20 protein-coding genes are annotated in these 23,719 nt (G+C 51.2%); 6 read left to right on the top strand and 14 right to left on the bottom strand.

The window, feature by feature from the left end:
* Positions 1 to 19: 19 nt before the first annotated feature.
* The 10 genes from EVJ20_RS00790 to EVJ20_RS00745 form a co-directional block, all read right to left on the bottom strand.
* On the bottom strand, positions 20 to 607 hold the full coding sequence (locus tag EVJ20_RS00790) for a Maf family protein (protein WP_236634128.1): 588 nt from the start codon (positions 605 to 607) through the stop codon (positions 20 to 22).
* A 140-nt stretch (positions 608 to 747) separates the two neighbouring features.
* Positions 748 to 1,455 carry a hypothetical protein gene (locus tag EVJ20_RS00785; RefSeq protein WP_131469518.1) on the bottom strand — a complete coding sequence of 236 codons (708 nt, stop codon included), beginning with the start codon at positions 1,453 to 1,455 and terminating at the stop codon, positions 748 to 750.
* Positions 1,452 to 3,053 carry a pilus assembly protein PilM gene (gene pilM, locus EVJ20_RS00780; protein ID WP_131506836.1) on the bottom strand — a complete coding sequence of 534 codons (1,602 nt, stop codon included), beginning with the start codon at positions 3,051 to 3,053 and terminating at the stop codon, positions 1,452 to 1,454. Before pilM ends, EVJ20_RS00785 begins: the two co-directional genes overlap by 4 nt.
* A gap of 12 nt (positions 3,054 to 3,065) precedes the next feature.
* A complete protein-coding gene (locus EVJ20_RS00775) occupies positions 3,066 to 3,818 on the bottom strand; it encodes a prepilin peptidase (protein WP_131489896.1) in 753 nt (250 codons plus the stop codon).
* 86 nt (positions 3,819 to 3,904) lie between these two features.
* Positions 3,905 to 4,405, bottom strand: a complete 501-nt coding sequence (locus tag EVJ20_RS00770; protein ID WP_131506835.1) for a prepilin-type N-terminal cleavage/methylation domain-containing protein — start codon at positions 4,403 to 4,405, stop codon at positions 3,905 to 3,907.
* Positions 4,406 to 4,545: 140 nt separating this feature from the next.
* Entirely contained in the window at positions 4,546 to 5,763 is a 1,218-nt protein-coding gene (locus EVJ20_RS00765; protein WP_070327704.1) for a type II secretion system F family protein, read from the bottom strand.
* 4 nt (positions 5,764 to 5,767) lie between these two features.
* On the bottom strand, positions 5,768 to 6,805 hold the full coding sequence (locus EVJ20_RS00760) for a type IV pilus twitching motility protein PilT (protein ID WP_131506832.1): 1,038 nt from the start codon (positions 6,803 to 6,805) through the stop codon (positions 5,768 to 5,770).
* Between the two features lie 4 nt (positions 6,806 to 6,809).
* Positions 6,810 to 8,468, bottom strand: coding sequence for a GspE/PulE family protein (locus EVJ20_RS00755; protein ID WP_131506829.1), 1,659 nt, complete (start codon positions 8,466 to 8,468; stop codon positions 6,810 to 6,812).
* Position 8,469: 1 nt separating this feature from the next.
* On the bottom strand, positions 8,470 to 8,751 hold the full coding sequence (locus EVJ20_RS00750; RefSeq protein WP_070327705.1) for a hypothetical protein: 282 nt from the start codon (positions 8,749 to 8,751) through the stop codon (positions 8,470 to 8,472).
* A complete protein-coding gene (locus EVJ20_RS00745) occupies positions 8,748 to 9,974 on the bottom strand; it encodes a G5 domain-containing protein (RefSeq protein ID WP_236636139.1) in 1,227 nt (408 codons plus the stop codon). Before EVJ20_RS00745 ends, EVJ20_RS00750 begins: the two co-directional genes overlap by 4 nt.
* Before the next feature lie 157 nt (positions 9,975 to 10,131).
* On the opposite strand from EVJ20_RS00745, the gene EVJ20_RS00740 reads away from it, so the two are divergent.
* The 3 genes from EVJ20_RS00740 to EVJ20_RS00730 are packed head-to-tail and all read left to right on the top strand — an operon-like array spanning position 10,132 to position 12,882.
* On the top strand, positions 10,132 to 10,596 hold the full coding sequence (locus tag EVJ20_RS00740) for a type II secretion system protein (RefSeq protein ID WP_131506827.1): 465 nt from the start codon (positions 10,132 to 10,134) through the stop codon (positions 10,594 to 10,596).
* On the top strand, positions 10,535 to 11,098 hold the full coding sequence (locus EVJ20_RS00735; RefSeq protein ID WP_236635482.1) for a prepilin-type N-terminal cleavage/methylation domain-containing protein: 564 nt from the start codon (positions 10,535 to 10,537) through the stop codon (positions 11,096 to 11,098). Before EVJ20_RS00740 ends, EVJ20_RS00735 begins: the two co-directional genes overlap by 62 nt.
* Before the next feature lie 20 nt (positions 11,099 to 11,118).
* Positions 11,119 to 12,882, top strand: coding sequence for a hypothetical protein (locus EVJ20_RS00730; RefSeq protein WP_131506825.1), 1,764 nt, complete (start codon positions 11,119 to 11,121; stop codon positions 12,880 to 12,882).
* A 22-nt stretch (positions 12,883 to 12,904) separates the two neighbouring features.
* On the opposite strand, the gene EVJ20_RS00725 is transcribed toward EVJ20_RS00730, so the two are convergent.
* From EVJ20_RS00725 to EVJ20_RS00715, 3 genes are all read right to left on the bottom strand, one after another.
* Positions 12,905 to 13,570 carry a hypothetical protein gene (locus EVJ20_RS00725; RefSeq protein WP_131506823.1) on the bottom strand — a complete coding sequence of 222 codons (666 nt, stop codon included), beginning with the start codon at positions 13,568 to 13,570 and terminating at the stop codon, positions 12,905 to 12,907.
* Positions 13,570 to 17,439 carry a hypothetical protein gene (locus EVJ20_RS00720; RefSeq protein WP_131506821.1) on the bottom strand — a complete coding sequence of 1,290 codons (3,870 nt, stop codon included), beginning with the start codon at positions 17,437 to 17,439 and terminating at the stop codon, positions 13,570 to 13,572. The genes EVJ20_RS00725 and EVJ20_RS00720 overlap by 1 nt, the downstream gene beginning before the upstream one ends.
* Before the next feature lie 85 nt (positions 17,440 to 17,524).
* Positions 17,525 to 18,739 carry a bifunctional folylpolyglutamate synthase/dihydrofolate synthase gene (locus tag EVJ20_RS00715; protein WP_131506819.1) on the bottom strand — a complete coding sequence of 405 codons (1,215 nt, stop codon included), beginning with the start codon at positions 18,737 to 18,739 and terminating at the stop codon, positions 17,525 to 17,527.
* 114 nt (positions 18,740 to 18,853) lie between these two features.
* On the opposite strand from EVJ20_RS00715, the gene EVJ20_RS00710 reads away from it, so the two are divergent.
* The 3 genes from EVJ20_RS00710 (at position 18,854) to EVJ20_RS00705 (ending at position 20,753) form a co-directional block, all read left to right on the top strand.
* Positions 18,854 to 20,296 carry a protein adenylyltransferase SelO gene (locus EVJ20_RS00710; RefSeq protein ID WP_131506817.1) on the top strand — a complete coding sequence of 481 codons (1,443 nt, stop codon included), beginning with the start codon at positions 18,854 to 18,856 and terminating at the stop codon, positions 20,294 to 20,296.
* Between the two features lie 89 nt (positions 20,297 to 20,385).
* A complete protein-coding gene (locus tag EVJ20_RS15140) occupies positions 20,386 to 20,562 on the top strand; it encodes a hypothetical protein (RefSeq protein WP_161568081.1) in 177 nt (58 codons plus the stop codon).
* Positions 20,559 to 20,753, top strand: coding sequence for a hypothetical protein (locus EVJ20_RS00705; RefSeq protein WP_131506815.1), 195 nt, complete (start codon positions 20,559 to 20,561; stop codon positions 20,751 to 20,753). The genes EVJ20_RS15140 and EVJ20_RS00705 overlap by 4 nt, the downstream gene beginning before the upstream one ends.
* A 267-nt stretch (positions 20,754 to 21,020) precedes the next feature.
* Here EVJ20_RS00705 and EVJ20_RS00700 read toward each other — a convergent pair whose 3' ends face one another.
* A complete protein-coding gene (locus EVJ20_RS00700) occupies positions 21,021 to 23,672 on the bottom strand; it encodes a valine--tRNA ligase (protein ID WP_131465501.1) in 2,652 nt (883 codons plus the stop codon).
* Positions 23,673 to 23,719 lie beyond the last annotated feature (47 nt).

The raw sequence follows: 23,719 nt of genomic DNA, 5'->3' as shown, positions 1-23,719 counted from the left end.
TCACCTACTCTCGCATCATTCACAGAAAGCGCGGCGATACCCCGTGACGCTCGAGCGTCTCGACGAGCGGCCGGAGCGGGAGGCCGACGACGTTATAGTAATCCCCTTCGAGCCGTTCGACGAACAAACCGCCCGACCCTTGGATCCCGTAGGCACCGGCCTTGTCATACGGCTCCGACGAATCGAGGTAGCCGTCGAGCCAAGACTCCGGGATGTCGATGAACGTGACGTGCGTCGTCGTGACGAACAAGTCATGCCGGTCTGGTCCGATGATGCTGACGCCAGTGAGCACTTCATGGGTCGCCCCTGACAAGTGCTCGAGCATCCGGCGTGCATCATCGCGATCGTTCGGTTTCTCTAAAATCGTTCCGTCTAGGACGACGACCGTGTCCGACCCGATCACAATCGCGTCGCGGTTGTCCCGGGCGACGTCCATCGCTTTCTCACGGGCGAGACGTCCGACGTACTCATCCGGATGCTCACGTCCGTCAGTTCCTTCGATGACGTTTGACGGGATCACCTCGTGCAAAATGCCGGCTTGTTTCAACAACTCGGTCCGCCGCGGTGACATCGAGGCGAGGATGACACGTTTCTGTGTTGTGTTCATTGTATCGACTCCTTCCATACTTTCGAAACGGGCTTCCTTGCCGTTTCACGCTTCTCTGTTGATTGTAGGCAAAGCGTCACCCGAACACAATCCAAGCCGCCAAAAAAAAAACGCCCCTTCTTTTTCGAAGGGACGCTCGTTTACGGTGTCGTGTAATCGTACACCGGGATATCTTTTCGTGGGAACGTCTGCGTCGGCACGTAGCGGTCCGGGACGAGTTGATCGAGGTCGGGCCGGTAAAACGCATCGAGTTCGACCGTGAAGTCGAGCGGTGCGGCCGGTTCGGTCGTGTTCGGACCCGTTTCGGCAGGTCCCGTGAACTGGACGGTCCGCAAAATGTGGATCCGGTTCATCGACTCGACCGACTCGAGGAAGAGGACGAGCGCCTCATACGTCTCCGCTTGGAGCGAAACCGTCGAGCGGACGGACGAGGCGTTGACCGGTGTGATTTCGACCGGTTCAGCCGGTTCGGCCGTCGCGCTCACATCGTTCGGTTCCGGTTCGGCGATCGGTTCCGGCACTTCCGATTCGGCGATGAGCCCGTCCGCGAAAGCGATGCTCGTCACGCGCACGTCAGACAGCTGGCTCGCTTGCGATAACGTCTCGACGACCGTATCGAGCGCCGGCTCCGTCGGGACGCGTGTCTGCAAGCGCTGCGAGTCGGCGACGTCGACGACTTCGCCTTCTTGGCGCAACAGTTCGAGCTTCGTCTGTTCGAGTGACAGCTCGCGCTCGAGCGCCTTCAATTCACCTTGGTTGATAAAGTACTGGTAGCCGAAGTATGACGGGACGGCGATGGCTGCGAACAAACAAATTGTAAAGATCAAATAAATCGTTGAACGTTTCATTCGCTCACCACCTCCTCATCTTCCTCGGGTTGTTCCGTCTCGCTTTCAGGCGTCTCAGGTTCGGCATCGATGAACGTGAACGTAAACTCTCCGATATAGCGTGGGAGCGGCTCATCTGACGCATTGAGAACCGGTGTTCCCGTATCCGTTTCCGCGTCTTGGTCCGCTTCTGCTTTCGTCTCGGTCGTCACGCCGAGCAGTTTGACGTTATCGAACCGTGGATCGTTCAACAACGCTCGTTGGAACGCGTTCAAGTCAGGTAACGTCTCAAACTGGGTCCGGACGCTCATGAGCGAACCGTCGGCGTAGTTGTACGTCAAGACGTAACCTGTCGGCGGCAGCTGTTCGGTCAGCGCACGGAGCGCCGGGACCGCCTGCTTCTCTTCAGTCGTCAGCGCGGTCACCGTCTGCTCGAGCGAGATGACTTGCTGCCCTTTCGAGTTCACTTGTTCGGTCTGGTAGATGCGGACGAGCTGTAACTGTTCGTTGACTTGTGCTTTGTCCTGTTCGATCCCGTTCACTTCGTAATAAAGATAGCCGGTCAGTCCGCCGCCGATCAATAAAGCGGCCAGACTCGCGACGATCGGCCAACGCAGCGTCACGTCGGTCGCATTGATGAAGTTGGCGTCATGGTCGCGGTCGAGCGTCGCCATCCCGAGAAGCGGCAACATCTGATGGGTTAGCGGCGTCGCGTGCGACAATGGCAACGGGTCATCGATGCGTTTGATCGGGACCATCGATTCCAGTTCGATCGTCCGGACGAGGTCATCGAGTTCAGGGACCGTCCCGGAGATGATCAGTTCGTCGATTGGCCGTCCGTCCGTACGGAGCGAGTAACGGTAGAAATCGAGGAAACGGGCGAGTTCGTTCAACCATTCATCGGTCCGATTCGCTAACGCCTCGTTTGAGCCGTTGAACGTATATGTAACGATGCCGTCTGTCGTGTCGGCACGATACGATAAGTCATTCTCGATGGCACGGATGAAGCGGACCTGTCCTTCCTCGAGGACGAGCAGTTGGTGCGCGAACGGTGTCACGTGCCACAATAGCGTCGACTTGAGCGGGTCGAGCGTCTCGAGTCGAGACACCCCGTTCGCGATCGCGATCGGACGCGGGACGATTTTTTTCAAGGCGAAGCCGCGTTTCTTCATGTAGGCGCGGATTGCTTTCGTCAAATCGACCGAGACGGCATGCAACATGACCTCGGTCTTCATGTCCGTCTCGCCGAGCACTTCGTAGTCGAAGGCGACGTCGTCGAACGGCAGTATAATCGAGCTGCCGATTTCCATGAACAAATAGCCACGGATCTCATCTTTCGGGATGTTCGATGGAATCTCGACTTTGCGGGACAGGACTTCCGTCTCCGCCATATCGACGGCGCACACCATCCCTTTTCTTACTTTTATTTTACGGCACAACTCGTCAAAGGCGAGTCCGAACGCGTTCTCGTCTTGAATCAATCCTTCCGCATAGGCACCTTTCGCCAATTGGACGGAAGCGCTTCGTTTAAAGACGCCTTGTTTAATCACGGCCCCGTGGATGCTGAGCGCATCGAACGAGAAGTACGCGACCGTTCCTTTCTCTATAGCCCGGCTCATGCTTGTTTCCCCCTACATCAAATCAAAATACCAATCAAAAAAACGTTCGCTGAACCAAAACGTCAGCATCGTACCGAGTGCGATTGACGGGACGAACGGGATCGGTTGCTTGCGGCCGATCCGTTTCAGTCCGATGAGCAACAGTCCAACGACTGCTCCGATCAAGCTCGCTAAAAATAAGGCGACCAATACGTCACGTGGTCCGAGCACGAGCCCGATCACTGTAAACAGTTTGACATCGCCGGCCCCAAGTCCCCCTTTTGAGACGAAAAAAACGGTGGCGAGGACAGAAAATCCGAGCGCGGCCCCGACGAGCGGGCTCCACCACGTGGCTCCGGACGCATAAGCGAGGACGAGCAGCAGTGGTGCCGCAAACATAAGAATCACGTTCGGCACGAGCATCGTCGACAAATCAGACATCGCCAGTGCGAGTAGCGTCGATAAGAAGACGAACGCAAGCAATGTCGTCCCGGAGAATCCGTACAGCCAAAAGCTATAGCCGTAACCGACCGCCCCGAGCAGTTCGAACAGCGGATACGTCGGCGCGATCCGTCCGCCACAGCCGCGGCACTTGCCGCGTAACAATATGTAACCGAACACCGGGATGAGTTCCCAAGCGGACAAGACGTGTCCACACGACGGACAATGCGACCGCGGCGTCACGATCGACTGCTTGCGTGGCACGCGGAGCCCGACGACGTTTGTGAACGAGGTGATGATCATCCCGAGCACGATGCTGTAAATGAGTCCAATGAGGTCAACCAAAACTGGTCACTTCCTTACTTGTAAGTATATGCCAAAAATAGAAAACCGGCTAGGCTGAGCGAGAGCCCAGCGCCAGCCGGAAGAAATTAATTCTTGCTAGTTTGATTTTCAAGAGTTGCTTTTGTGATTTTATCTTCTGGAGTGTTTTCAAAATAGAGTTTTTCAGATACTGCTGCTCCTTTTAAAGTTACTGAATAAGAATATTTCCCGGATTCCGGTGTAATTTTAACAATTGCATTCGTATATTCATTGTCACCGAACGGATCTTTAAGACTAGAGATGTAGTCATATCCGTCCCCTTGTGTTGTATCTGTATCTTCACCACTAACAGTTGTAGTAATAAAAGTTAAGCTCGTAGCTTCAGGGTTTGACGCCGTATGAAGTTTAGCCGCACTCACCATCTGCTTCGCATCAGCAACCATCGCATCCTTCTTCGAGTTCTCGATAATCCCACCGATCGCTACAACGGCGATGGCTGCGATAATTCCTAAAATAACGACGACGACGAGCAACTCGACGAGTGTGAGTCCGCGCTCATCTTTCAATTGTTTCGCGTCTTGCCAAATCATTTTCATTTTTTCTAACATGATTGATTCTCCCCTTTTGTGTGTTTTGCTGTATTTTGTGCTGGATTCATTACATAAGTACTAGAACTAGTAGAACAATTTTACTATACATTCAAAATATGGAGTTGAAAAGTAGTTTATATGCATAAACTAAAAATTTCCTACTGATTTTGGATGTCGCCGTAAATTTGGAACATCGGGACGACGATGGCGATGACGATGACTCCGACGATACTGGCCAATACGACGATCAACAGCGGTTCGATGATCGACTTCAACCGGTCTGTCGTCGTCTCGACCTCGGTCTCATAAAACTCGGCGACTTCGTTCAACATCGAATCTAAATCCCCGCTCTCCTCGCCGACGGCAATCATTTGTGTCATGAGCGGCGGGAAGTTTGGGTTCCGTTCGAGCGGTTCATGGAGCGGGATCCCTTGCGCCATCATATTGCGCGCCTGCCCGAGCCCTTTTCGGATGACCCGGTTCGAGACGATCTTCTCCGTGATCTCAATCGCTGACAAAATCGGCACGGCCGCTTGCAGTAAGACGGCCAAACTTCGCGTCAAGAGCGCGATCTGGGACTTGAGGACGATCGGACCGAAAATTGGCATCTTCAGCAACAACCCGTCGATCAAGAACCGTTCTTTGTCGCGCTTTAACATCCACGAGAACAGGAGAACGCCGAGCAGCGCGCCACCGAACAGCAACCACCAATAGGCGGCGACGAAGTCCGAGACGGCGACGACGATCCGGGTGATGAGCGGGAGCTCACCGCCGAGCTGTCCGAAAATGCTCGCGAAAGTCGGGACGACGTTCACCATCAGGAAAGCGACGACGCCGATCGCGACAATCGAGACGACGAGCGGATACGTGAGTGCCGAGATGACTTTACGTTTAATATCGTACTGTTTCTGAAGTTGCAGCCCGATTTGGTCGAGTGCTTCTTCTAAGTTACCGCTCGCCTCACCCGCGAGCGCCATCGAGCTAAAGAAGTTCGAGAACACACGCGGATGTTTTTTGATCGCTTCCGAGAAGGCGATCCCTTCTCGAAGGTCGTCCTCGACTTGGCTGAGCGTCTTCTTCAACAGCTTCGACTCCGTCTGGACGCGCAAAATCGACGTCGCCCGGACGATCGGGACGCCGGCCCGGATGAGCGTGGCGAACTGACGGACGTACATGATCAAATGTTCGATCTTGACGCGTTCCGGCAATAAGTTGACTTCCGTGTTCAGTCCGGTCGACTCGAGTTCGGACAAGTCAGTGACGAGAATCGACTCTTGCCGAAGTTTATCTTTGGCTTCCCGGAGCGACACGGCGGTGATCCGCCCTTTCTTGCGCTTCCCGTTCAGCAATTTTCCTTCGTATTGAAAGATGGCCATAGTCTCACCTCATTTCTTCGCTTGGCACGGCGCTTGGATTGATGACCCCTTGACGAATCAGCTGTTCGATCGACATTTCCATCGATTGCATCCCGTTCTGCCGGTTCGTCTGGATGACGGTCGGGAGCTGAAACTCCTTCTCGTTCCGGATCAAGTTGGCGACGGCTGCGTTCCCGATCATGATCTCCATCGCCGCGACCCGACCCTTCGGCACGTCGACACGCGGGAACAGGCGCTGACTGACGACCCCAAGCAATACGTTGGCGAGTTGGGTCCGGATTTGGTCTTGTTGTTCGGCCGGAAAAGCGTCGATGATCCTGCTGACGGTCGACATCGCACTCGACGTATGGAGCGTCGCCATAACGAGATGACCGGTCTCAGCGGCGGTCATCGCCGTCGAGATCGTCTCTAAGTCGCGCATCTCCCCGAGCAAGATGACGTCCGGATCTTGACGGAGCGCCGCCCGGAGACCGTTCACGAACTTCATGACGTCCGATCCGATCTCCCGCTGGTCGACGATGCTCTGATCGTGCGAGTGTAAATATTCGATCGGGTCTTCGAGCGTGATGATGCGCTTTCGCTGCGTCCGGTTGATCTCATGAATCATCGCCGCGAGCGTCGTCGATTTCCCAGACCCCGTCGGCCCGGTCACAAGGATCAACCCGTGTGGTTTCTCGATGAGGCGCTTGAGCACCGGCGGTAAATTGAGTTCGTTCAACGTCGGGATTTCCCCGGAAATAGAACGAAACGCGATGGCGATTGTGCCACGTTGATAGTAAGCGTTGACACGGAAGCGCGACACGCGGGGCACACCGAACGAAAAGTCAAGGTCGCGCTGAATCTCGAGGCGGCCTCGCATCTCGTCGGTCATGATCTCTTTTAAGTAGCCTTCGATATGGATGGGGAGCACTTTCTCCTCGCCCATCGTAATCAGACTGCCGTCAATCCGGAAAATCGGCGGCGAACCGGCGGTCAGATGAATGTCTGAGGCACGTTGTTCGACCGCTTTCGTTAAAATCGCTTCGATTGATTGATGGATCATAGGTTCACTCCGTTATGACTGTTCTCAGTATTTCCTCGGTCGTCGTCAAACCTTGCGCGACTTTCTCGAGACCGTCGGCGAGCAAGAACCGGGCACCGGCTCGTTTCGCTTGCTCGACCATCTCGGCCTCGGTCGCTTGGTTCATGATCAAACGCCGCAACTCTTCATCAATCGGTACGACTTCATGGATGGCGAGTCGCCCACGATAGCCTGTAAAGTTACACGACGCGCACCCGTTTCCGCGAATGACGCGCGTGATCGCCACACGTTCAGCATCGAACAGTTCTTGCTCCCGTTTCGAGACCGGTTGCTCATGACCACAGTCGCGACAGACGCGGCGGACGAGGCGCTGGGCGACGAGGCCGGACGTTGAAGCCGCGACGAGGAACGGTTCGACCCCCATATCGACGAGGCGGGTGATCGAGCTGATCGCCGAGTTCGTATGGAGCGTCGATAAGACCAAGTGTCCGGTGAGTGAGGCCCGGATCGCAATCTCGGCCGTCTCGGTATCCCGGATCTCCCCGACCATGACGATGTTCGGGTCTTGGCGGAGGATCGAGCGAAGACCGGAGGCGAACGTGAGGCCCACTTTCGCATTGACTTGGACTTGGTTGATGCCGTCAAGTTGATACTCGACCGGATCTTCGACCGTGATGATGTTCTTCGACTCGTCATTCAGTTCTTTGAGCGATGCGTACAGTGTCGACGATTTACCCGAACCGGTCGGCCCTGTGATCAAAATAATGCCGTTCGGCCGCTTCAACATGTCGCGATACAACATCTCGTTATGGTCGCCGAACCCGAGTTTCGTCAAGTCGGTCAACCCTTGTGAGGAATCGAGCACCCGGATGACGATCTTTTCGCCGTACATCGTCGGGAGCGTCGAGACGCGGAAATCGTACGGGCGGTCGCGCAGCGTATACTTGATCCGTCCATCTTGGGGCAGCCGGCTTTCCGTGATGTCTAGATTACTCATCACTTTTAGTCGCGTCAGCATGACGCTTTGAATTTTCTTTGGATAAACCGCTTCTGTCCGTAAATCACCGTCGACACGAAAGCGGACGTGTAGTTGCTTCTCATGTGGATCGAAATGGATATCCGATGCTCGTTGATCGATCGCGCTCAAAAACAACTGGTTGACGAGCCGAATGACCGGGGCGTCGTCACGTGACGCCGTCTCTTGCCGTTCGAATTCCGGCGCCTCATCTTTTAAAATCTCGATGAGCGAGGCGTCCATTTCGTAATACCGGCTGATCGTCTTCCGAATTTGTTCCCGCGTCGCAATGCCAACCTCAATATTCATCCCGGTCTGTAACCGGACGTCATCGATCGCAATCAAATCAAGGGGATCCGCCGTCGCAACGAATAGCGTGTTCCCCTGTAATTCAATCGGCATGATGTCGTGCTTTTGGGCAATCGCTTTTGGCACGAGTTTTGTGACGGTCACGTTAATGTCTTGCGAATATAATGCGATGATTGGTACGTCCAGTTGTTCATGAAGTACTTGAATCAATTGTGTCTCGGTCAAATAGTGCAACCGCATGAGTGCATCGCCGAGTTTTTCGCCTCGCCGCTTTTGGGCGAGCGCCTCGTCGAGTTGCTCGTTCGTAATCAATCCAGCCTCGATCAACATCTCGCCCAATCGTTTTTTCGTTCGTCTCACCTTACTTCACCATCCTCTGAGGTACCTCCTGCTCGACGTCTCGCTGTTCAATGAAGACGCTCAACGCTGCGCCGCCCGCTAAACCGATGACGATGAGGAGCCAAGCCCACCACGTCCGTTCAAGCGATTCCGCATACAGCATATACATACCGAGCGATAACACGGCCACAAGTACCGACACGACGAGTTTCGTCTCGCGCTTCCGTACGTATGGGATCGACAAGGCAAACAGCGTCAACGTGGCCAGCACCCAAAAGGCGAGCAGTATTACATATCCGATCATCCGACTGCCTCCTCGCTAGACGCCGGGACATCCTCGTCCACCGGCGGTTGCTCTTCAAATTCATTCAATCCATCATCTTCTATATCGTCATTAAACGGATCGTCGTCCAGTGTTTCATCCGGGAACGTCGGAATGATCGGTTCAACCGGTTCAGGCGGCGGTAGCGGGACTGAACTTTTCGTCACGATCTCCGGTACCGGCTCATAAAAGTCATGGCCTAACAGTTCACGCGTCTCGCCTGCCTCGGTGACACGGATGCGATACAACTTCCCTGACTCTCCAGTTTGACCGGATTGCGTCACCGAAGAACTTCCGGCCGGGAGTGATGGGGAGAAGCGGATCACGTTCTGGTACGGCACGCTTACGACTTCTTCGACCCGCGATTCGTACGCGCCGACGAACGCTTTCCCGAGCAGTTGCACCGTCATCACGTTCCCTTCATCTAGGACGATGATGGCGTAAGGCGATTGTTCCGTATTTTGGACGGCGAAGTTCGAGCCGGCATCGATTTTGACGTCGTAGCCGAGCTCGATACCGCTCGGAAGCACTTCATGCGGGACGCGCTCGAGCACTTTGAACGGAGTCGCCGCAAACAATTTATAGAGAGACGAACCGAGCGGCGTGAGTGCTTCAAAATCTTCCCCGAACGACTTCAAGCTGAACATGTCGCCTGCATCCATTTCAAATCCGTTCATCCGCTCTAACACCGAGCGCATTGCCGGCGTCGGACTAATCGTCATCGACGCGACGACCTCGTTCTCTTCTGCGACCATCTCAAGGGCGACGTTCGAATCGAGCTTAGACGCTGAGGCGACGAGCGGTGGGGTCACCATCGTCATCGTGACGGGTTGATTCTCTAAATACGGAGCGATCCGCTCTTCATCGATTGTTGTGATGAGCGGATAGTCCCCTGGTTCGGATATGGCTTCAAGCGTATCATTCACGTTAAATGTCACGACGTCTTTACCGACTTCGAGCGCCGTCCCGTCGACGAGCGTGACCGTGAACGGTGCGTTTGCGAAGTCTTTGACGGCATTGTCGAGACGGACGACCGCCTCTTCTTTCGTCATCCCCGATATGTCGATTCCGGCGACACGTGTGTCTTTATATGTAGCGCTTGTCTTCGCTGACGCGTCGAGATAGTTGACGAGCCCGATCGTCGGTAACGACACGAGCAACACAAGACATGTCAGGATGAAAAAGTGCATCCCATATTGCTTCATTCCAATTCCCCCTATGTAAAAACTGAGACTTTCGATTTACTATCCGTTCGTACTCTAACTTTAGTATAATATGCATTGGACATAAATTAACATTTATTTAGGTAATCATACGCTTTTTTCCTAGTATTTTATTATATTTGAAAAGGAGGTCAATGCGTTGGCCCGTTCCGAAAAAGGTTTTACGCTCGTCGAAGTACTCGTGTCAATCGTCATTTTATCGATTGTTTCGTTCTCCTTATTAAACATATTCAGCCAAAGTCTGAAGACGACGAATGATAGTCTTAGTACGACCATCGCCAACCAAGTCGCTCAAAACGCACTGCATACATTAGATCGACGAGCCTCAGCTGTTCAAGAAACGCTTGACTTGAATAAACTGTTGAATCGAAACGGCGTGAGTTCAGAATGTGATTTTTGTTCTGATTATCGGATTCATGGTGAGACGTACGTCGCTACCATCTCCCAATTGTCAACGCTGCCGCCAAATACAATCGAAGTCGAGATTTCCGTGACGACCGATCGACTCCGAACACCTGTCACGTTGAAAGGAGTGATTTCGAATGCAACGTTACGCGAGCCGTTCCCTGAAACGGCTGTCCCAGAAAGTGAACTCATTCAGTAAAGCATCCGAAGGTTTTACGCTCGTCGAGCTTCTCGTGACTGTCGTTGTCGCCGCGATTTTAAGCGGTGTCATCATCACTGCCTTCATTTCAGGTACGCTCGGTTTTCAATTGACGAACGAAACGAGCGAACTGCGCAGTGAGGCCGATTATTTGGTCACGTCCATCCTATCCGAAGTCAACCGGAGTGAATTTGATGCCGTCACCGAAATAAATGACACCTACCAATTCCACCAACTATCCGAACCTCGCATCTCATCGACTGGGATGATTTATCGGGAAGCCGGATACGAACCGATCAGCTTGAACTTATCAGCAGATTCATACGTGCCGAGCAACCCGAACGTCTTGTTAGATGATATTTCAATTCAACTGATCGAGCCCGTCTATGATCCACGGCGTCCGGACTATATAACGAGCGGCTTGATTGAAATCGAGATGAACCTATCGTTGAAGGCAAATCCCGATTCCATTAAAACGTTTAAAAGCTCGATCCCATTTTGAGAAGAAAGGAGGCACCACTTATGCATAAACGAGAAGAAGGCTATGTGCTCGTACTCGTACTCGTGACGATGGCCGCGCTCGCCGTCTTATCGCTCGCTGCCATGCAAGTGAACTTGGTCACGAATAAGCTGACGGTCATCCGCACGGAAGATACGCAGCTGAACGAAGACGCAAAAAGTGCGCTCAATCTGATTGCGGCGGATGTTCGAAATCGTTTCCCACTTCATGACGCAAATGATGTACCGGCTCATATGGAATCGGAGTCCGCTTTTAATGACGCGATTCAAGGCGCACTCGTCTCAAACGAACCGTTCCTTAATCTCCCGAGCGAGAGCGACAGCGAGAGCGACAGCGAGAGCGACAGCGAGAGCGACAGCGAGAGCGACAGCGAGAGCGACAGCGAGAGCGACAGCGAGAGCGACAGCGAGAGCGACAGCGAGAGCGACAGCGAGATCAGCTATTCAATTCAATTAAAAGAGAATGCGGACGCGAACCTGCTCGATACTGCACCGTTCACGAAGATTTTACAAGTAAACGTCGTCGCGAGCCGACAGACGAATCCTGAGCAACCGCTCCTGTCGGTCGAATACACACAAGACCTTTATTTGACGGCTCTGCCCGCGTTTTTGTATTACGTACTCGGGTCGGACGAGCAGTTGACGGTGAACGGAATGCCGACCGTTAAAGGAAATATGTATTCAAATGGGCCGCTTACATTCATGAGAGATGCCAATTATCAACTTGGTCCCGATCGATTCACTATTAAAAACGTTGATTCAAGTCTGTTGCATTTGGATGGCCGAATCGATTTGTCGGATCAAGGAACATGCGCGAGTTGCCAACAAAAAAACTATTTCACTGCTGGAACAGAACGGGCTGGCGAAATGGCAGATGCGGGAGTCTCACCAAGTAGCTTTTCCCCATTCCAATATGACTATTCAATCATCGAATTTTTGAATCGTCGTCTCGATACCCCGCTCGCTTACACGAGCAACGTCGACTCTAAAATTTTTGAAGAGGGATTGGTTGCTTCGACCGATCAAGTCTTCGAGCTCGAACGGGTTTTATCGGAAGATGGTTCATCAATTATCGAGCGACCGACTTCATACTTACGGGCGGATGCTTATAACGCTTTAAACGCTCCGACCATTTTGACACTACCTTCAACCCTGTCAGATCGCGCCATGTATGTCACCGAGTCCATCACCGAGTCAAGTGCTCCTCTTTTATTAGATGGGGACGTCGTGATTGAATCGCTCGACAAACTAACGATTGCTCGACCATTGATCGTACGAGGAAACTTGACGATTAGGGGGAACGTATCCTTTAATTCGACCGTATATACACTCAAGGACACGTTCATCGATCGTGCCAATATCCTTCCAATCGATGCAGAGAGTGGGAACTCCCTTATCCTCTTGTCAAAAGGCAAGATTTTGTTGAACCGGATTAACGAGTTCGATGACACGCCGACAACACTTCAGGCGTTCATGTATAGCGACTCCGGAGAAGAAACGAAAGTATATGCGGTAGGTTCCATCCTCGAAGTGAATGGAGGACTTTATAGCAGAGGACCGCTTGTCGTGAACGTTTTCCGCGGTTCTTTTGAACAAGGTGACGGTTTGACCCCTCTCGAATATTTCGACCGCCAAGTACCGGCGCATGCGGCCAGTCAATCTCGATTGAAATTGACGTATAACGATGCCGTATTCAATCAGCTCGAAACGTTACCGGTCACGAACCAACTCCAGTTCTTTGTCAGTCATCCTGTACAAATTAAATAAGCGAGAGGCCGCGGCCTCTCGCTTATTTAATTTGTACGTTCAATTCTTTTGCATATGCGATGTCTTGAGTGGTTAAAGTATAGCCCTTTTCACGCAGAACCGTTAACATTTGAGGTTGATACGCACGCAGAATCAATGGAACAACTTCGTCATATGGAATGTCTTCTGGCTTCATCCGACGAATCATGTCTTCAAATGCGTTCGTATTTCCTTCTGTCACCATTATCTGTAGCAACTGTGGATATTTGACCCAATAAGAATAAGGCAATTGTTCGTGTGCAATTAGCCACTTTTCGGGGTCATCATTCATTCCATATAAACCCTCGATCAATAAACGATCGTTCTGTTTCACATCGAGAGGCGCACCTAACTCAATCATCTTTTGAAACTCATCTACAGAAGACGTGTCAGCTATTTTAATCCATTCTTCAGATTCTAATGGTAGACCTGCTTCATACAAGGAAATGACAGAAGCGGTATTGTGGTAATAGTAAGCAAGATCCATCCACTGCTCTTCCGCTTCGATGAATGGTCTGTCGAGAATCTGTTCTACTTGCTGCTGATCAAATGATACAATCGCTTCTTCTAACGCTTGTTTTTGAAGATGAATATAAACGAACGTTACAGTGATGCTTAAAAGCATCACTGTAACTCCTACACCAATCCATTTCTGTTTCTTCGAAGTCATCAGTAATAGTCACCTGCATCATTTGGAGATTCTGGATTAGGATCTGAACCTTCTTTTACTCGCACATAGAATTCAGAGTAAACAACTTCCGGGCCTTCACCAGATCCAAAGTAACGACTAACATCCTCTGTCGCTACTTGAACTTTTGCAAGTCCTGGTCTTTTTAACTTTAACTTCGTATTGTCAATCACTTCTACAACATCATTCCCTTGCACGACTCGCATACCATAGCCACGTACGGTTGAAGTCGCAGGGTAAAACTGTGGTGCGTAGACGAACGGCGAATTTTCAACATATAGCTCTATATTCGGAGAGACAATACGTTGTGGATATTCTTTCACAGTAATCTGTGAACTGACGAATTGATCACTAAAATCACGGAAGGCACCGGTGACGATAATCGGTCCTACAATCGGATATGTGCCTTGAATAGCTTGCACTTCGACTCGCTCCGAGGTTGAACTGCCAACGATTTGAAGCGCTGGGTCTCGATTTGCAATCGACCAAACAATCGGAAGCGGCTTGTCCGTATTTTGATTCAAATTCAAGGTCACACTTTCCCTGACCATTTCTGAGATGAGTTCTCCATCCACTTCCTTCGTTTTTTGGTAAACCCAAAGGTCGTCCGTTTTTGGAGTCAACGTCATCGTTGGAAGTGAAATCTTCACAGTTGCCAAAATCGGTGCAATCGTTCGACCAATCGGTTGATTGACGAGTGATACTTTCACTTTTGCCGTCCCAGGTTTTTTGGCAACTACATTAACTTGTTTTGAATCCGACTGTTGTGTCACTAAGTCGTTGCCTTCCACAAATTCAAAGACATAGTTTTGATATTTTTCCGTTTTTGATTCAACAGTCGGTTTTAATGTACCACTTTGTCCGACTAATAGCTCAAGAGAATTCACTTTAAAGTTCTTCACGGGATCAATAACGATTACGTCAATTTCATTTGAAACAATGGTTTGATTCCCTTTTGTATAACTTACTTTCACTTTCGTACTTCCCGGTGTAATCCCCGTCAAAATCCCGCTGTTGTCTACATAACTTGACGCGACGGTTGCTACATCTTTTACTGAACTATTCCAAATCAAGTTCAACTTTTTACCTGAATCCGGTTGAATGTTTGGGACAAGCTGAAAAGTATCGCCCACTTCGAGTTCAATCGGTCCATTCAATTGGATAGAACTGATTTGTTTTTCTGTGATCGAGGTACGTAGTTCAGTTAACTTCCCATCCCCTTCTTGAACAATATCTTTACCGTTGGCGTTATTGTTCGAGGCATGGTCTCCGACAAATTTATACGTGTAGGTCCCTTGTGTAAACTCATAGTCTCCAATCGTTTTGGCTATTAGTTGAATCTCTTCATTCCCTTTGAATGGAATCCAAGCCTTTTGGAGTGCATCATAAATTTCAATCGGGTTATTGTCAATTTTACGAAGTTTCGCTGAAACTATATTCTTCTCAGCATCAATCGACCATCCTTTTGGTTGAGTTTCTGATAGAGAATAACCTTTAGGGACGACTTCATTCACTTGAATTTCCCAAGTCTCTTTCTTATATGAGTTTTCGTTCGGTCGAGAAATATCAGGCATTTTTGTCGATACGTCGTATGTCAGTGTAGCCCTTTGATCAACCTCCACAATCGTAGGAGAGACTGTTCGCGATACGTGAACTGCTTCTTTAGAAGGTTTCACCTTCACATCAAATTTTTCCGTGGCCACAGCCCCACCGCTATCTTTCGTTTCAATCTCTACACGAAGTGTTCCGTCTCCCTTGATATCATGTTGATGGAAGAGACTTTGCACTTCATTATTTTTCACATTTTGATAGGTTGGTTTAGATGAAGTTGGTTTAGGGAAAATCTGTTTGCCGTCAATGACGACCCGGGTTTGTAAGCTTTGGTCTTTAAAATCGTAATCGATTGAGTTCCAGGCTAAATAAAGAGGTTCTACATCATAGATGGACCGTACGTTATTCTCGAGTGGTGGAGAAAGCACCTCAATTTTAGGTGCATGGTTGGATCCGATGAATGCGCGGAACATCGTGTTTACAAAAATCTGTTTTTCTGGTGTTTGAGGGAAAGTCATCTTATGACCGGCTCCAGTATACGTCAGATTATTGACGGTATACATGTAATAATGATGCGCCGCATCTCCGGGCGTATGCTTGTCACTCGAAAGGTTATACCAAACCGTCAAATCCTCGTTGGCCATGTTAAGCGAGAAATATTGACTATGCGTTTCTGAAACCATATTATTTGTCGGCTTAGTTGGCAAAGCGTAAGGGTATTCCGTGAATAACCCAGTTGCAACCTGCTCGACTTTTGTAGTTGTATATACGCCTCGTTTACCGAAGTTGATTAAATTTTTAATGGCAAAGTCTTGCCCAAATGCTGTTTCCCATTCACGCTGGCTAGTTGAATCCTCTTTATAGCCGTTTTTACCTGGCAAACGATAAAGCATGTCATGTGAGAACATCACACCTTGTCCACGTTTAATAAATTCCTGGAGGGCTTTCGTTGTATTTGGAATTGCAGCAGCATACTCCGAATAATTCTGTAACTTTCCATTATAATCTAAACGACCAAACGAATCTTTGAATCCAAAAATGATTAAGTCTTTCTCATAAAACCATTTTTCAATAGCAGGATCATAGTCCGGAGAATTTTTATCGGCTTTTTTTATTTTGTTTTCAAAGCTCTCTAGGTCTGTGATTTCCAAATCAAAATCATAGAGTCCACTTTCATTCAGCATATTTTTGCTAGTTTCACCTACATTTTCGTCTAAGCTGTCATTAAACGTTTGAAACAAACTACTGCCATCATTTTTAGAGACTGTTACTTGTAAAATCTTCGCTTTTGCAAACTCATCTTTTAATAAAAACCGTCCCGTTCGATAATGATATGTTTGATTGGATTCATCCTTTACGACGACTTTCCAATAACGTGGGCTTGTGTAACTTGGTGCATCAATCGTATAGGAAAGTGTATCGCTCAACTTCGCCGGCACAGTCATAACTTTTTCTTCTAAAGAGAATCGGTCGTTACTGTCGAAATCAATATAGAGCTCGACCGTTGCTCCGTTAGATGGGGTTGAATTCAACGAATATGAAAAATCAATCGCTTTTCCGCGAACTGCAAAATTACCAGCGTTGGCGATTGACACCTGATTCGTTAAAAGTTCCCCATTCTGTTTGACTGTGACTTCCTCAAGTTTTGTCATTTTTCTTTGTTGGAACACTTGCTTGATTTCGTTAGAAGCGTCCGCTGTTCGGTTGAATATTTTTAAATCCGATTCATTTTTGAGTGACTCAAAGTTTCTCACGATAGACTGATTAGTTAGAGTTGAGAAAGCATCCTCGTGTACCCATACCGAAATTCCTGCTTTCATCATTCTCGATAAATCAATTACACGTAAAGTAGTTAAGTCGTTATCTTTTTCCTTTGTAGCATATAAAGACTCAATATATGCTTTGTATTTATTATCCGCTTCATTATAAGGCGTACCCTTATCCCCTACAGGTTTCTGATAGTTATATATGACTTGCTCAGGATTATATTTTTTCCCATTTTCAGCACCTGAAGGAGAAAATACGATCGCGTCATAACGCCCAAGTAGATCATAACGTAATGCATTGAATTGCTTTATCGACATTTTTTGAACGTCGAAATCATCTCCCACACTAATTCCATCGACTTTCCCGTTCACTTGTTTCGGAATATCCGTCACTTCTAAAATCACCGGTTTAATCGGCGTACTTGCCGATACGGTCGAATAAATTTCAAAAAAAGTTGTAGTAAGGAGTGATGTTAAAAAGACGATCGCGACAAGCGCTGATACGGGTCGTTTCAATCTTTGTTGACTGACCATGCTGCATTTCCTCCTTGGATGATGAAGTGATGATGACATACGTTCTCATACTCATTCATACCCCGTATTTATCCATAACGCAAGGTCATTTTTGAAAACTTTGGAAATACGTTCTCACTTCACTAATAAAGTAAAGCGATCCCGTCACGACGAGTGTTTTCGTTTGTGGCGAACGCATCCATTCCGCCAACCAGCCTGTCCACTCCACATAGTTCGCTCCGGCTTCAACTAGACTCGCTTGCGTCCGTGCCCGCGGAAAGTCGAACGTCGTCTCATAAACGGTCGCGATCGTCCCTAACGATTTGATTATCGCTTCACGGTCCTTGTCGGCAAGAGTCGCGACAAGCACGGTGACATCTTCTTCTAGACGAAGTTGCTCACAGAGTGCCGCTACGCCTTCCGCGTTATGCGCCCCGTCTAAAATGATCCGCGGCTCTTTTGAGATGAGCTCATAGCGCCCCGGATGTTGTGCTGTCTCAAGCCCTATCAATATCGCCTCGGTCTTCCATCCGAGATGACGGGCGACCGCGACGGCGCACGCTCCGTTGTAGGCTTGATGATGACCCGTCAAGCCGAGAGCCGCAGCAGGCAGTCCTTCATATGTAACAGTTGTGTCGGTCCCGTCTTCGATCGACTCGATGAGCGGCGTGACCGCATGCACCGGTGCTTCCATCGTCCGACCTTGTTCTTCGAGCAACGTGATCAACTGCGCATCGTCCAAACTATGGAACATCGGGACACCTCGTTTCATGATGCCGAACTTCTCCATGGCGATCTCTGCGAGCGTATCGCCGAGTATACCTTGATGGTCGTGCCCGATCGACGTCACGACCGTCGCGAGCGGTCGCTTCAACACGTTCGTCGAATCGAGCCGTCCCCCGAGACCGACTTCCCAAATGACGAGGTCCGGTTGCTGTTCATGGAAGTACAGCCACGCCATGACCGTCAGCAGTTCAAACTCGGTCAACGTCTCCGGTGACTCATCGGCACGGTCACGGACACGGTTCGCGATGCGGACGAGATCAATCTCGTGAATCGGTTCGCCGTTCAACATGATCCGCTCCTCGAACTGGATGATGTACGGCGAGATGAAAGTCCCGATGTTCAACCCTTCAGCGATCGCCATCGCCCGCAAAAACGCGACGGTCGATCCCTTCCCGTTCGTCCCGGCCACGTGAATCGACGGCAATTCGTCAATTTGTAACGTCTCGAGCATCCACTCGACTCGATTCAATCCAGGCTTGATCCCGAACCGCAGTTGTCCGTTCAGCCATTCAAATACGTCTTGTCTTGTCTCCATCTTTAACCCACCCCTGTTCTAACACTTCACTCCCATCTTACCAAAATTCACGAAGGCCTACGCAGAGAATCGGCTGTGCTATACTCGAAGCGAACAGAGATAGGAGGAATTCAGATGAAAGACACAGGTTGGAACTTTGAAGCGACATACGTCGAACTTCGTGACATGTTTTACGACCGTGGGCCGATCAACCCGGTCGACAAACCAGAACTCGTCTTATTGAATGAACCCCTCGCCGAGACACTCGGACTCGATATTGATGCATTGAAAGAAGACGTGGCACTCCTGTCCGGAAACCGGCAGACCGACACGTCGTTCTCGCAAGCGTACGCCGGGCATCAGTTCGGCAACTTCACGATGCTCGGTGACGGACGCGCCCTCTTCTTAGGGGAACACGTCACAGCGAACGGTAAACGGGTCGACGTGCAATTGAAAGGCTCAGGACCGACGGAGTATTCGCGTGGCGGTGACGGACGGGCCGCCATCGGGCCGATGGTACGTGAATACCTCATCAGCGAAGCGATGCACGCGCTCGGCATCCCGACAAACCGCGCCCTCGCCGTCGTTGCGACAAACGAGCCGGTCATGCGTCAAGGACCGAAGCACGGTGCCGTCCTGACGCGTGTCGCCTCGAGCCATCTTCGCGTCGGCACGTTCCAATATGCGGCTGCTGCCGGGTCGATCGATGACGTTATCGCCCTCGCCGACTATGCGATCCATCGTCACGACCCGGACCTTGAAGGTCGTCCCGACCGCTACGAGGCGTTCCTCGGACGCGTCATCGAACGTCAGGCGAAACTGATCGCCGACTGGCAACTCGTCGGCTTCATCCACGGTGTCATGAACACGGATAACACGTTCATCAGCGGCGAAGGGCTCGACTACGGTCCGTGCGCCTTCATGGACTCGTACCATCCGCACACCGTCTTCAGCTCGATCGACCGCGAGGGCCGTTACGCCTACGCGAACCAGCCGTATATCGGATCTTGGAACTTGGCCCGACTCGCCGAGACGCTGTTGCCGCTGCTCGCCGACACGCAAGAAGCTGCCGTCGACATCGCCAATCGTTTGTTGAACGATTATACGGAGATTTATAAACAAGCGTACTTCACCGGACTCGCCCATAAGATCGGTCTCTACGTCCGAAAAGACGACGATGACGCGCTGACGGACGAACTGCTCCGACTCATGATGGAGACCGAGGCCGACTTCACGAACACGTTCCGCGCGCTCACGCTAGGAGAAACGGAGTCACTTCCGTTCGCGTCGCGTGACGATGGAAAGGCCTGGCTTTCGGCATGGCGCAAACGTCTCGCTGAACAAGCTCTCCCAGACGAAGATGTGACGCGACTCATGCGCCAACACAACCCGGCCGTCATCCCGCGCAACCATCACGTCGAATCAGCGATCACGTCAGCTGAACGAGGTGACTTCGGTCCAACAACCGCCTTGCTCGACGTGTTGCGGAAACCGTATGACTATGAAGCCGATTACGGGCGTTACGTCTCGCCGGGACCAGAGCGGACGTATCCGTATCAGACGTTTTGTGGCACATGAACCATCTCGCTTTCGCGGGATGGATTTTTTTGGGAACCTTTTATCGTTTGGATGCGTACTATAGACAAACGACACTCTGGAGGTTTACTATGCGACTACTTGCTTCACTCATCTCGCTAGGTTTCGCTTGCCTGATCTCGCTCGAGCTATGGCAAGGTCCGTTTTATGGTGGTTGGATTTGGTCTATGCCTGCCTTTTTCTTAATCGTCTCGTTTTTCCAGTTCATGAAACATTTGAATGAGCTTGAATGGAGCGAGACGAAATGAAGGTCATGCTTACCGTACTTGTCTGCCTCATCCTTTCGGCTGCTTATATGGTGTATAGTCTCTACCTATCCCTCATTGGACAACCGCTTCACCCGCAATGGACCGGACTTGCGATTGGCGCCTTGTTCACATCGTCTTATTTTTTAGTGACGAAGCAACTGCCTAGATGGAACGAAGGCGATCACGAATGAGGCTCGTCTACTTCACTATCATGCTCATCGCCGGATTCCTATATGCCGTGTATCTCGTCCATTTATATCGAGTCGGGCTGACTGATTCGCTCTACATGCACTTCCTGTGGATCACGGGAATCGGACTTTATGTTTTATGGCTACGTCGAAGAACCCCCAAACGTCGTTCGTGACGTCGGGGGTTCTTCTCGTTTAGATGCCAGAATTCTCCCAAACGACAAAAAAAACCTTCTCCGGAGAACAAAGTCTCCAAAGAAGGTTGATGCCTTACTTGCGTAACTCTTCAAGACGCGCACGCACGGCGTCACGCTTGTCGAGGTAGTCTTTTTCTTTCGCTTTCTCTTCGTCGATGACGTGAGCCGGTGCTTTGCCGGTGAAACCTGGGTTACCGAGTTTCTTCTGCACGCGTTCGACTTCTTTCTCGTACTTCGCCACTTCTTTTTCAAGACGGGCGATCTCTTCTTCGAAGTTGATCAAGTCGGCGAGCGGGATGAACAGCTCCGCGCCCGTCATGATCGCTGACATCGACTTGTCAGGGGCCGTCAAGCCACGACCGATTTCGAGCTCGGTCGCGTTCGTGAACTTGCCGATCGTCGCTTCGTTCTCGCTCAAGTATCCTTGTGTCGTGTCGTCACTCGTCGCGATGAACAGTTGGATCGGTTTCGACATCGGTGCGTTCACTTCCGAACGGATGTTACGGACTGAACGGATGACGTTCATGACCGCTTCGAACGCCGGTACCGACTCCGCATAGTGGAGGTCGTCACGACGCGTTGGATAGCTCGCACGGACGATCGAGTCGCCTTCGTGCGGCAAGTGCTGCCAAATTTCCTCTGTCAAGAACGGCATGAACGGATGCATGAGACGCATGATCGAGTCGAGTGTATGCGCGAGCACCGAACGTGTCGTCGCTTTCGCCGCTTCGTCCTCACCGTAGAGCGTGAGTTTCGCCATCTCGATGTACCAGTTACAGAACTCTTCCCAGATGAAGTTGTACAAGTAACGACCGGCTTCACCGAACTCGTACTTGTCGACGAGGCGTGTCACTTGGTCGACCGTGTCGTTCAAGCGCGTCAAGATCCACTTGTCGGCGAGCGTCTTCTCACCTGAGAGGTCGATGTCTTCAAACTTCATCCCGTCCATGTTCATGAGGGCGAAGCGGCTCGCGTTCCAAATCTTGTTCGCGAAGTTCCATGTCGATTCGATCTTCTCCCAGTAGAAGCGCAGGTCGTTCCCTGGTGTCGAGCCCGTGAGCAGGAACCAGCGGAGCGAGTCGGCACCGTACTGGTCGATGACTTCCATCGGGTCGACGCCGTTACCGAGCGACTTCGACATCTTGCGGCCTTCCGAGTCACGGATCAGACCGTGGATGAGCACGTCGTTGAACGGCTGCTTGCCCGTGAATTCGAGCGATTGGAAGATCATCCGCGATACCCAGAAGAAGATGATGTCGTAACCCGTGACGAGCGCGCTCGTCGGGAAGTAGCGTTTGAAGTCTGCTGAATCCGTGTCCGGCCAGCCCATCGTCGAGAACGGCCAGAGCGCTGACGAGAACCACGTGTCGAGCACGTCTTCGTCTTGATGCCAGTTCTCAATGTCAGCCGGCGCTTCTTTGCCTACATACACTTCGCCTGTCTCGTTATGGTACCAAGCCGGGATGCGGTGGCCCCACCAAAGTTGACGGCTGATGCACCAGTCACGGATGTTTTCCATCCAGCGGAGGTACGTGCCTTCGAACCGCTCTGGGACGAAGTTGACTTTCGTCTCGTCGTTGCCTTGCGCTGCGAGCGCCGCTTTGGCGAGTGGCTCCATATCGACGAACCATTGCTTCGACAAGTACGGCTCGATGACCGCGCCTGAACGTTCCGAGTGACCGACCGAGTGCGTATGCGGCTCGATTTTGACGAGCGTGCCATCTGCTTCTAAGTCTTTGACGAGCTGCTTGCGGCAGTCGAAGCGGTCGAGTCCTTCGTACTTGCCAGCATTCTCGTTCATCGTCCCCGACTCGTCCATGACGAGGATACGCGGAAGCTCGTGACGGTTACCGATCTCAAAGTCGTTAGGGTCGTGCGCCGGCGTGATCTTCACGCAACCGGTACCGAACTCGACGTCGACGTAATCGTCCGCGACGATCGGGATCTCACGGTTCATGACCGGGAGCATGATCGTCTTACCGACGAGGTGCGCGTAGCGCTCGTCTTTCGGGTTGACGGCGACGGCCGTATCGCCGAGCATCGTCTCTGGGCGTGTCGTTGCGATCTCGATGTGGCCTGAGCCGTCAGCGAGCGGATATTTCATATGGTAGAACGCGCCTTCGACTTCTTGATAGATGACTTCGATGTCGGAGACGGCCGTCTTTTGTGCCGGGTCCCAGTTGACGATGTACTCGCCACGGTAGATCAAACCTTTTTCATACAAGCGGACGAAGACTTCCTGGACCGCTTTAGAGAGTCCCGCGTCGAGTGTGAAACGTTCACGCGAGTAGTCGAGGCCGAGGCCGAGTTTTGACCACTGGGCACGGATCGTGTCGGCGTACTCGTCTTTCCATTCCCACGTCTTCTCGAGGAACTTCTCGCGTCCGAGGTCGTAACGCATGATGCCGTCCTCACGGAGCTTCTGTTCAACTTTTGCCTGTGTCGCGATACCCGCGTGGTCCATCCCTGGGAGCCAGAGGACGTCATAGCCTTGCATGCGCTTCAAGCGCGTGAGTAGATCTTGGAGCGTCGTATCCCACGCGTGTCCGAGGTGAAGTTTCCCTGTGACGTTCGGTGGCGGGATGACGATCGTGTACGGCTGTTTCGAGTCGTCCTCGTCCGCCTTGAACACGTTGTTCTCCATCCAATAGTCGTACCATTTCGCTTCCGTCGCACTTGGGTCGTACTTCGTCGGCATGCTGATTTCGTTTGTTTCGTTGGTCATTGTGCCAATCCTCCTCTATCTGTCTACACAAAAAACGGCTACTCTCG

Origin of the sequence: Exiguobacterium sp. SH0S1, assembly GCF_004337165.1 — a bacterium.
In the GTDB taxonomy this organism is placed as follows: domain Bacteria; phylum Bacillota; class Bacilli; order Exiguobacteriales; family Exiguobacteriaceae; genus Exiguobacterium; species Exiguobacterium aurantiacum_A.
The sequence above is the reverse complement of the archived record's forward strand: the minus strand, read 5'-3'. Positions and strand labels throughout refer to the sequence as shown.